This window comes from Nocardioides islandensis (assembly GCF_015352455.1).
GTDB classification, from domain to species: Bacteria; Actinomycetota; Actinomycetes; order Propionibacteriales; family Nocardioidaceae; genus Nocardioides; species Nocardioides islandensis.
In genome coordinates this window covers 209,344-217,382 of record NZ_JADKPN010000008.1, presented here as the reverse complement: position 1 = coordinate 217,382, position 8,039 = coordinate 209,344, and the positions used below count along the sequence as shown (strand labels likewise).

General features: G+C 71.3%; 7 protein-coding genes. 4 read left to right on the top strand and 3 right to left on the bottom strand.

From position 1 onward, the window contains the following. Positions 1-92: 92 nt before the first annotated feature. From ISU07_RS14600 to ISU07_RS14590, 3 genes are all read right to left on the bottom strand, one after another. Positions 93-1,076, bottom strand: coding sequence for an aldo/keto reductase (locus ISU07_RS14600; protein ID WP_194707525.1), 984 nt, complete (start codon positions 1,074-1,076; stop codon positions 93-95). 66 nt (positions 1,077-1,142) lie between these two features. Continuing rightward, complete coding sequence (locus tag ISU07_RS14595) at positions 1,143-1,955, bottom strand: purine-nucleoside phosphorylase (RefSeq protein ID WP_194707524.1); 813 nt, start codon at positions 1,953-1,955, stop codon at positions 1,143-1,145. Positions 1,956-2,092: 137 nt separating this feature from the next. Next, positions 2,093-2,545 (bottom strand): gamma-glutamylcyclotransferase, encoded by a 453-nt coding sequence (locus ISU07_RS14590; RefSeq protein ID WP_194707523.1) that lies wholly within the window; start codon positions 2,543-2,545, stop codon positions 2,093-2,095. 59 nt (positions 2,546-2,604) lie between these two features. Here ISU07_RS14590 and lpdA point away from each other — a divergent pair, with 59 nt between their 5' ends. Genes lpdA through ISU07_RS14570 form a run of 4 tightly spaced genes read left to right on the top strand, consistent with a single transcriptional unit; the run spans position 2,605 to position 8,023 of the window. Continuing rightward, positions 2,605-4,002 carry a dihydrolipoyl dehydrogenase gene (lpdA, locus tag ISU07_RS14585; RefSeq protein WP_194707522.1) on the top strand — a complete coding sequence of 466 codons (1,398 nt, stop codon included), beginning with the start codon at positions 2,605-2,607 and terminating at the stop codon, positions 4,000-4,002. Positions 4,003-4,018: 16 nt separating this feature from the next. Further along, a complete protein-coding gene (locus ISU07_RS14580) occupies positions 4,019-5,419 on the top strand; it encodes an NAD(P)H-quinone dehydrogenase (RefSeq protein WP_323742625.1) in 1,401 nt (466 codons plus the stop codon). A 21-nt stretch (positions 5,420-5,440) separates the two neighbouring features. After that, the gene (locus ISU07_RS14575; RefSeq protein WP_194707521.1) at positions 5,441-6,757 is read left to right on the top strand and encodes a calcium-binding protein; all 1,317 of its coding nucleotides are present in this window, start codon (positions 5,441-5,443) and stop codon (positions 6,755-6,757) included. 42 nt (positions 6,758-6,799) lie between these two features. Further along, entirely contained in the window at positions 6,800-8,023 is a 1,224-nt protein-coding gene (locus ISU07_RS14570; RefSeq protein WP_194707520.1) for a SpoIID/LytB domain-containing protein, read from the top strand. The last annotated feature ends 16 nt before the right edge of the window (positions 8,024-8,039 follow it).

Below are 8,039 nucleotides of genomic sequence, written 5' to 3'. Positions count from 1 at the left end.
AGCCACCACCGCGCGTGACGAAGCACGAGGCGCCCGCCCCGAATATCGGGACGGGCGCCTCACCCTGCCCCTTGACAGGACTGGCCTACATATCAGCGGTCGATCGGCGCCATGTCGGCGTACCGGTCACCCTGCACCGCGCCGGCGGGCACGGCCTTCTCGAGCGCGTCCAGGTCCTCCTGCGTCAGCTCGACGTCGGCCGCGCCGACGTTCTCCTCGAGGTACGCGATGCGCTTGGTGCCGGGGATCGGCGCGACGTCGTCGCCCTGGGCGAGCACCCAGGCGAGCGCCAGCTGGCCGGGCGCGACGCCCTTGGCCTGCGCGAGCTCCTCGACCTTCGCGGCCAGCGCGAGGTTGGCCTCGAACGCGTCGCCCTGGAAGCGCGGGAACCGCTGGAGCCGGCCGTCGCCGTCCTGCGAGCCGAAGTCGGTCTTGCCGGTGAGGATGCCGCGGCCCAGTGGCGAGTAGGGCACCAGGCCGATGCCGAGCTCGCGGATCGTCGGCAGGATCTCGTCCTCGATGTCGCGGGTGAACAGGCTGTACTCGGACTGCAGCGCGGTGATCGGGTGCACGGCGTGCGCCTTGCGGATGTTGGCCGCGCTGGCCTCGGACAGGCCGAGGTGCCGCACCTTGCCGGCCTGGACGAGCTCGGCCATCGCGCCGACGGTCTCCTCGATCGGCACGGTCTTGTCGACGCGGTGCTGGTAGTAGAGGTCCACGTGGTCCACGCCCAGCCGCTGGAGCGAGGCGTCGATGGCCTCGCGGACGTACGCCGGTCGGCCGTCGACGTACGGCTTGCCGTCGGCGTCCCGGACGTTGCCGAACTTGGTGGCCAGCACGACGTCGTCGCGCCGGCCGGCCAGGGCCCGGCCGACCAGCTGCTCGTTGGTGTGCGGACCGTAGATGTCGGCGGTGTCGAAGAACGTGACGCCCAGGTCGATCGCGCGGTGGATGGTGGCGATGCCGTCGGCGTCGTCGGAGACGCCGTACGCGCCGGCCATGCTCATGCAGCCGAGGCCGAGCTCGGAGACGGTGAGCGAGGAGGCGCTCCCGAGAGTTCGTTGCTTCAAGGTCATGCCTCGAGCCAAGACCGGAGATCGGCTCCGGCCAAATGGCGTCTCACATACGGAGACAGTCTCCGGTCAGATCCGCGGCACGATCCTCGTCAGCAGCTCGCCCATCCGGGCGGCCGCGGCCTTGCCCGCCTCGAGGACCTCCTCGTGGTTGAGCGGCTCGCCCGACATGCCGGCGGCGAGGTTGGTGACCAGGCTGATGCCCAGGACCTCCATGCCCGCCTCGCGGGCCGCGATCGCCTCGAGCGTGGTGCTCATGCCGGCGAGGTGGCCGCCGATCGCGCGGACCATGCCGATCTCGGCCGGGGTCTCGTAGTGGGGGCCGGGGAACTGCACGTACACGCCCTCGTCGAGGCTCGGGTCCACCTCGCGGCACATCGCGCGGAGTCGGCTCGAGTACAGGTCGGTCAGGTCGACGAAGTGCGCCCCCTCGATCGGGGAACGGCCGGTGAGGTTGATGTGGTCGGAGATCAGCACCGGCGTGCCCGGCTTCCACGTCTCCTTGAGCCCGCCGCACCCGTTGGTGAGCACGATCGCGCGGCAGCCCGCCTTGGCCGCCGTACGGACGCCGTGCACGACCGCCGCGACGCCCTTGCCCTCGTAGTAGTGCGTGCGGCTGAGGAACACCAGCAGCTGCTTGTCCCCGGACCGGACGCTGCGGATCTTGCCGCTGTGCCCGGTGACGGCGGCCGCGGAGAACCCGGGCAGGTCGGTGGTGGCGATCTCGGCCGTGGCCTCGCCCAGCGCGTCGACGGCCGGCAGCCAGCCGGAGCCCAGCACCAGGGCGACGTCGTGCTTCTCGATCCCGGTCTTCTCGGCCAGCGCGGCCGCGGCCTGCTCCGCCAGTGCGTACGGCGAGGACGTGTCGTCGGCGTGCGTCATGGGCGGCACCCTAATGGTCGCTCTCGCTGGTCGAGGAGGTCGCGCAGCGACCGTCACGAGACCGGGCGAGCGGTAGGTCGGTACGTCACGGGGTCTCGTGACGGGCCTTCGGCCCTCCTCGACCGGCGTACGTGGCGCTACAGGCCGGTCGACCGGCAAGGGCGACGGCGGAGGGCGGCCACGTAGTCGGCGGGGGCGTCCGCGGCCTCCGCGGCATCGGCGAGGACGCCGAGGTACGACGCGCTGGGCAGGCCGCCCTCGTAGGCGTCGAGGACGTAGGTCCACACCAGCAGCTCACCGCTCATCGTGGAGACCCGGACCTTGGTCTTGCGGTAGAGCCCGGTCTCGGCCGACTCCCAGCCGTCCAGGCTCGACTCGTCCTCGCGGGTGACGTCGTAGACCGCCACGAAGACCTGGTCGATCGGGTCCTCCACGATCGTCGACAGCGCGCCGTCCCAACCGAGGTCCTCCCCACCGAACGTGAGCCGCCAGCCGGTCAGCCAGCCGGTCGTCTGGAGAGGGGAGTGCGGGCAACGCAGGCCCATCCGTGCGGGGTCGAGGTTCGACCCGTAGGCGGCGTACAGCGTCACGAGCCGCAAGCCTAAAGGCTGGAATCGGCCTTCCCTCGCAGCGGCAATAGGGTGGGCGCGTGACTCACTTCAACGTGTTGGTGCTGGGTGCCGGCCCGGGCGGGTACGTCGCGGCGATCCGGGCGGCCCAGCTCGGCCAGTCCGTGGCGGTCGTCGAGGACAAGTACTGGGGCGGGGTCTGCCTCAACGTCGGCTGCATCCCGTCCAAGGCCCTGCTGAGGAACGCCGAGCTCGCCCACGTCCTCACGAGCGAGAAGGACAAGTTCGGCATCGAGGGCGACGCCACCATGAAGTTCGGCCCCACGCACGCGCGCTCCCGCCAGGTGAGCGCCGGCATCGTCAAGGGCGTCCACTTCCTGATGAAGAAGAACAAGATCACCGAGATCGACGGCTGGGGCACGCTCACCGGCCGCAACGACATCGAGGTCAAGGACCACGAGGGCGGCACGACGTCCTACACGTTCGACAACCTGATCATCGCCACCGGGGCGACCGTGCGGATGCTGCCGGGCATGCAGGTCAGCCAGAACGTCGTGACCTACGAGGAGCAGATCCTCGACGAGAACCTGCCCGGCTCCGTCATCATCGGTGGCTCGGGCGCGATCGGCGTGGAGTTCGCCTACGTGATGAAGAACTTCGGCGTCGACGTGACGATCGTGGAGTTCCTCGACCGGATGGTCCCCACCGAGGACGAGGCGGTCTCCAAGGAGCTGCTCAAGCACTACAAGAAGCTGGGCGTGAAGGTCCTGCTCTCGACCAAGGTCGAGAACGTCGAGGACACCGGCTCCGGCGTCCGCGTCACGGTCAGCCCCGCCGCCGGCGGCGACTCGCAGGTGCTGGAGGCGGACAAGATGCTCGCGGCGTTCGGGTTCGCCCCGCGCCTGGAGGGCTACGGCCTCGAGGCGACCGGCGTGCAGACGACCGAGCGTGGCGCCATCGCGATCGACGAGTACATGCGCACCAACGTGCCGAACGTCTACGCCATCGGCGACGTGACCGGGAAGTTCATGCTCGCCCACGTCGCCGAGGCGATGGGCATCGTGGCCGCCGAGACGATCGCCGGCGCCGAGACCATGCCGATCAACTTCGACATGGTCCCGAGGGCGACGTACTGCCAGCCGCAGATCGGGTCCTTCGGCTACAGCGAGGCGCAGGCGAAGGAGAAGGGGTACGACGTCAAGACGGCCACCTTCCCGTTCAGCGCCAGCGGCAAGGCGCAGGGTCTGGGCGAGGCCGTCGGCTTCGTGAAGGTGGTCGCGGACGCGCAGTACAACGAGATCCTCGGCGCCCACATGATCGGCCCGGACGTGACCGAGCTGCTGCCGGTGCTGACGCTGGCGCAGCAGTGGGACCTGACGGCCGACGAGGTGTCGCGCAACATCTTCGCGCACCCGACGCTGACCGAGGCCGTCAAGGAAGCCATCCACGGCATCGCCGGCCACATGATCAACCTCTGAGCGGGAGAGCCGTCACGTGGAGCGGGCGCCGCACCGGGTCGTGATCGTCGGGGGCGGTCCCGGCGGCTACGAGGCCGCGCTGGTGGCCTCCCAGCTCGGCGCCAAGGTGACCGTCGTCGACTCCGACGGACTGGGCGGCTCGGCCGTGCTGACCGACTGCGTGCCGAGCAAGACGCTGATCGCGACCGCCGAGCTGATGACGGACATGGCCGACGCCGCCGAGCTCGGCGTGCGGGTGACCGACCACGAGGGCGATGTCGCGACGACGTTCGCCGTCGACCTGCCGCGCGTGAACAAGCGCGTCAAGCAGCTGGCCGCCGACCAGTCCGGCGACATCGGCCGCCGCCTGGAGAAGGAGGGCGTGGACGTCGTCGTCGGGCGCGGCTCGCTGGCCGGGGTCGACCGCGTCGCCGTGGACGGTCCCGGTGGGGAGAGCATGCTCCGCGCCGACGCCATCCTCGTCGCGACGGGAGCCGCACCGCGCACGCTGCCGACCGCGGAGCCCGACGGCGAGCGGATCCTCACGTGGGAGCAGGTCTACGACCTCGACGACGTGCCCACGCACCTCGTCGTCGTGGGCTCCGGCGTGACCGGGGCCGAGTTCGCCTCGGCGTACCTCTCGCTCGGCATCGAGGTCACCCTCGTCTCCTCCCGCGACCGCGTGCTGCCCGGCGAGGACGCCGACGCGGCGAAGGTGCTCGAGGACGTGCTCACCCGGCGCGGGATGAACGTGCTGTCGAGGTCGCGGATGGCCTCGGTCGAGCGGCACGGGGACACCGTGACGGTGACGCTCACCGACGGCCGGACGGTCGAGGGCTCGCACTGCATCCTCGCGCTCGGCTCCGTGCCGCTGACCCAGGACATGGGACTCGAGGAAGCAGGTGTCCTGCTCGACGCCAACGGGTTCGTCGATGTCGACCGCGTCTCCCGGACCTCGGCCCGAGGCGTGTACGCCGCGGGCGACTGCACCGGCGTCCTCATGCTCGCCTCCGTCGCGGCCATGCAGGGCCGGATCGCGATGTGGCACTACCTCGGCGACGCCGTGGCACCGCTCGACCTCGCGACCGTCTCGTCCAACGTCTTCACCGCTCCCGAGATCGCGACCGTCGGCGTCTCCCAACGGGCCGTGGACGCGGGGGAGATGCAGGCCGAGCAGGTGATGCTGCCGCTGGCCACCAACGCCCGCGCCAAGATGCAGGGAGTCCGCGACGGCTTCGTCAAGCTCTTCTGCCGGCCCGGCACCGGCATCGTCGTCGGCGGCGTCATCGTGGCGCCGCGCGCCAGCGAGCTGATCCACCCGCTGAGCCTCGCCGTCGCCGAGCGGCTCACCGCCGACCAGCTCGCCCACGCGTTCACGGTGTACCCGTCGATGAGCGGTTCGGTCGCCGAGGCGGCGCGCCGGTTGCACCACGTCTGACGGCGGTCCAGGTTGGTCCCCATGAGGACCACTCCTGTCGCCACGATGGCGCTCCTGGCCGCCGCCGTCGTGATCCCGGCCGCGCCGGCCTCGACCGTGGGCGCGGCCGCGGCGGCGCCGACCTGCAAGGGCCGCGCGGTGACGATCCTCGGCACGGACGGCAACGACCACCTGCGCGGGACCGACAAGAAGGACGTGATCCTGGCGCTGGGCGGCGACGACCGCGTCGACGGACGTGGCGGCAAGGACGTGATCTGCGGTGGCGCCGGCCGCGACCTCATCCAGGGCGGACCGGGGGACGACAAGCTCTTCGGCGGGGCCGACGGTCGGTCGGAGCAACGGTCCGACGCCGGCGTACGGCTGATGGTCGGCGACTCGATCCAGGGCGGGCCGGGTGACGACCTGATCGACCTCGGGTACGACGACCGCCAGCAGACCTTCGGGTCCCTGGAGCGCGACCGGCTGTCCTACAAGGACTCGAAGTTCCGCGTCGTCGTCACCCTCGGCACGCCGAAGGGTCGCGGCCACGCGCAGGGCGACGGGAAGGACCTGCTCGTCAGGCACCCGTTCCTCGCCCTCATCGGCTCCGACCACGCCGACGTCCTCACCGGGTCGCCCGCCGGCGACGAGATCTTCGCCCGGGCCGGATCGGACCACGTCGACGGAGGTGGCGGGCGCGACCTCATCGTGGACGGCCCGGGAGGTGCCCGGGTGGGCGACGACGTGCTCGTCGGCGGGATCGGGCGCGACACGATCACGTCGTACGGCGGCCACGACACGCTCGAGGGCGACGCCTCGGCCGACGAGCTCACCGTCATCCGGCCGCCGGACGGCGCGGTGACCGTCGAGGGCGGGCCGGGCGCGGACCTGGTCACCGTCTACGCGATGCGCCGCGAGGCCTGCGTGTCGGTGACCGGCGGCAGCGGGAAGGACCTGTTGGTGCCGTACGTCGCCCCGATCGCCAAGCACGCGCACGTCGACGTGGACCTGAAGGAGGGCGGGTTCGGCGTGCGGTTCCGCGAGGAGACCTGCGGCTTCATCGCGGCGGTCGAGGAGCTGTCGATGGCCGGCTTCCCGGACGAGACCGGGCCCCGGTGGCGGGTGGTCGGGACCGCCGCCGACGAGACGGTCCTGCTGTCCGGTGGGGGGAGCGTCTTCGCCTCCATGGCCGGCGGCAACGACCGCGTCACCGGTTCGCTCGGCAATGACAACCTCAAGGGCGGCGCGGGCGACGACCGCCTGTTCGGCGGCGCCGGCAAGGACGTCGCCAACGGCGGCCCGGGCACCGACACCTGCCGCAAGGTCGAGTTCAAGAAGGCGTGCGAGCTGCCGGCCTGAGGTTCCTCGAACTTTCCCCAGCCCTGGCTACTCTCAACCGACATGCCCCGGACTCGGACGTCGCTGCCCGCCCTGCCCCTGGTCGCCATGACCGCGGCCGCCCTGACCCTGGCGGCCCTGCCCGCGGAGGCGGCCGCGCCGGTCGCGCGGAAGAGCGAGGTCTGGACGATCACGCCGACCTCCACCATCGCGGTCGACGGCCACGGCTACGGGCACGGGCGCGGGATGTCGCAGTACGGCTCGGAGGGTGCTGCGCGTCAGGGGCTCACGTCCGCGCAGATCATGGACTTCTACTACCCCGGTACGACGACCGGGCAGCTCGGCGGCCAGGTGCGGGTGTGGATCACCGCCGACAACGACAGCAACACGATCGTCGTCGCCCGACCCGGCCTGAAGGTCCGGGACCTGGCGACCAGGACCAAGACGCCGCTGCCCGACAAGGGTGCGACCAAGTGGCGCCTCGCCGCCGGCTCGGGCACCAAGACCCTGGTGTCGTTCTTCAAGGGCCGCTGGGTGACGTGGAAGACCCTGAAGGGCGACGCCGAGCTCTCCGCGGGCGGCCAGCCCATCACCCTGGTACTGCCGCACGGCAAGGTCGCCTACCGCGGCGCGCTGGCGTCGCGGGCCCCGAAGCCCGGGAAGCCCAAGCGGCGCACGGTCAACCGGCTCCCGCTCGACAGCTACCTCAAGGGCGTGGTGCCGCGGGAGACCTTCACGTCCTGGCACCCCGCCGCGCTGGAGTCCCAGGCGATCGCGGCGCGCACGTACGCGGCCTACGAGATGCAGAACCCCCTCTCCTCGATCTACCAGATCTGCGACACCACCTCGTGCCAGGTCTACGGCGGCTTCACGGCCGAGTACGCGTCGACCAACGCCGCCGTCGACGCGACGGCGGGGCAGGTACGCCGGGACGCCGAGGGCACTCCGGCGTTCACCCAGTTCTCCTCCAGCAACGGGGGCTGGAGCGCGGCGGGCTCGGTGCCCTACCTCGTCGCGCAGCAGGACCCGTACGACGGGTGGTCCGGCAACCCGAACACGACCTGGACCCTGCCCCTCACCGCGGGCAACGTCGAGAAGAACTACCCGGCGGTCGGCACGCTGACCTCCATCGCGGTCGACTCGCGCGACGGCAACGGCGAGTGGGGCGGCCGGGCCACGACGATGACCCTCACCGGCACGGGCGGCTCGGTACAGACGACCGGCGAGGACTTCCGGCTGCGCGTCGGGCTCAAGTCCTCGTGGTTCACCCTGCGCGTCACCGGCTGACTCGCAGGCTCCGCTG

Excerpts from the sequence above, each read along its gene's own strand:
- ISU07_RS14570 (WP_194707520.1), top strand. The coding sequence starts at position 6,800 with ATGCCCCGGACTCGGACGTCGCTGCCCGCCCTGCCCCTGGTCGCCATG.
- ISU07_RS14600 (WP_194707525.1), bottom strand. The coding sequence starts at position 1,076 with ATGACCTTGAAGCAACGAACTCTCGGGAGCGCCTCCTCGCTCACCGTC.
- ISU07_RS14595 (WP_194707524.1), bottom strand. The coding sequence starts at position 1,955 with ATGACGCACGCCGACGACACGTCCTCGCCGTACGCACTGGCGGAGCAG.
- ISU07_RS14575 (WP_194707521.1), top strand. The coding sequence starts at position 5,441 with ATGAGGACCACTCCTGTCGCCACGATGGCGCTCCTGGCCGCCGCCGTC.